Genomic DNA, 1,708 nt, shown 5'->3' with positions numbered 1-1,708 from the left:
GTGGGAGTTTCCGTGGGAGTTTCCTTTGGAGTTTCCGTGGGAGTTTCCGTGGGAGTTTCGGTGGGAGTTTCCTTTGGAGTTTCCGTGGGAGTTTCCGTGGCAGTTTCCGTGGGAGTTTCCGTGGGAGTTTCCGTGGGAGTTTCCGTGGCAGTTTCCGTGGGAGTTTCCTTTGGAGTTTCCGTGGGAGTTTCCCTTGGAGTTTCCGTGGGAGTTTCCTTTGAAGTTTCCGTGGCAGTTTCCGTGGCAGTTTCCGTGGGAGTTTCCGTGGGAGTTTCCTTTGGAGTTTCCGTGGGAGTTTCCGTGGGAGTTTCCGTGGCAGTTTCCGTGGGAGTTTCCGTGGCAGTTTCCGTGGCAGTTTCCGTGGGAGTTTCCGTGGGAGTTTCCTTTGAAGTTTCCGTGGCAGTTTCCGTGGCAGTTTCCGTGGGAGTTTCCGTGGCAGTTTCCGTGGGAGTTTCCGTGGCAGTTTCCGTGGGAGTTTCCTTTGGAGTTTCCGTGGGAGTTTCCGTGGCAGTTTCCGTGGCAGTTTCCGTGGGAGTTTCCGTGGGAGTTTCCGTGGCAGTTTCCGTGGCAGTTTCCGTGGCAGTTTCCGTGGGAGTTTCCGTGGGAGTTTCCGTGGGAGTTTCCGTGGCAGTTTCCGTGGCAGTTTCCTTTGGAGTTTCCGTGGGAGTTTCCGTGGGAGTTTCCGTGGGAGTTTCCGTGGGAGTTTCCGTGGCAGTTTCCGTGGCGGTTTCCGTGGGAGTTGGAGTCGGAGTAGGAGTTTCCATGGGAGTAGGAGTAGGAGTAGGAGTAGGAGTCGGAGTCGGAGTCGGAGTCGGAGTCGGAGTCGGAGTCGGAGGGTTATTTACAATAGACCTCTTGCAAAATAATTTTGTGCTATAATAGAAAGTTTAGACAATTTTTAAATCTAGCAGGCTGGGCAAGTTTAAGGAGATGCCAATCAACCCAATAATTCAAAGTTTGACCTAAACTTGAGAAAACTTTTAAGTATAACACATATTTTTTTTGCAAGAGGTCTAATAATGCTTGCCGTGACGATCGCAGAATCAGCTTTCCCATCATTCGCCTTGTAGGTAAAAGAGTCTGTCCCTGCAAAACCAGGATTCGGAGTATAGGTGAAAGAACCGTTAGCGTTGAGGGCGATCGACCCTGTAGCCGGATTTGTCACCAGAATCGCCGTCAGCGGGTCATTTTCCGGGTCTGTATCGTTGATTAAGACTCCCAAACCTGTCACGTTGAGACTCGTATTAAAAGCAGTAGTATAGCTGTCAGAATTGGCTACAGGCGGGTTATTGTTGACGTTTACAGTCATGGTAGCCGGTTCCGAGCTAACTATTCCGTCGCTGACTGTGTAGGTAAATGTGTCTGTTCCAGAAAAGCCAGCGTTAGGAGTATAAGTGAAAGAACCGTCTTTGTTGAGGGCGATCGACCCTTGCGTCGGATTTGCGGCCACCGCAGCAGTCAGCGTGTCTAAATCTACGTCGGAGTCGTTGGCTAAAACTCCCGGCACTGTTACGCTGAGGGCTTTTCCGGCACTGGTGCTATAGGTATCCGGCTGCGGCTGCGGCGGATTGTTGGTAACGTTGATACTCACCGTAGCCGGGACAGTCGCAGCCCCGTCGCTAACGCTGTAGGTGAAGGTATCAGTCCCTACAAAGCCAGCGTTAGGAGTATAAGTGAAGTCACCGAGGGGATTAAACGCGATCGTACC

The 1,708-nt window shown here is 51.6% G+C and carries 2 protein-coding genes; both read right to left on the bottom strand.

Translation table 11 applies throughout. The annotated features are described in order from the left end of the window. The coding region (locus QUB04_RS31625; RefSeq protein ID WP_333290626.1) for a hypothetical protein at positions 1-764 on the bottom strand (764 nt) is incomplete at its 3' end. Between the two features lie 173 nt (positions 765-937). Then, the coding region (locus QUB04_RS31620) for an Ig-like domain-containing protein (RefSeq protein ID WP_333290625.1) at positions 938-1,708 on the bottom strand (771 nt) is incomplete at its 5' end.

It is taken from the genome of Microcoleus sp. D2_18a_B4 (genome assembly GCF_036702475.1).
In the GTDB taxonomy this organism is placed as follows: Bacteria; Cyanobacteriota; Cyanobacteriia; order Cyanobacteriales; family Microcoleaceae; genus Microcoleus.
Note: the sequence above shows the minus strand (reverse complement) of the source record. Positions and strands in the feature narration are given on the sequence as shown.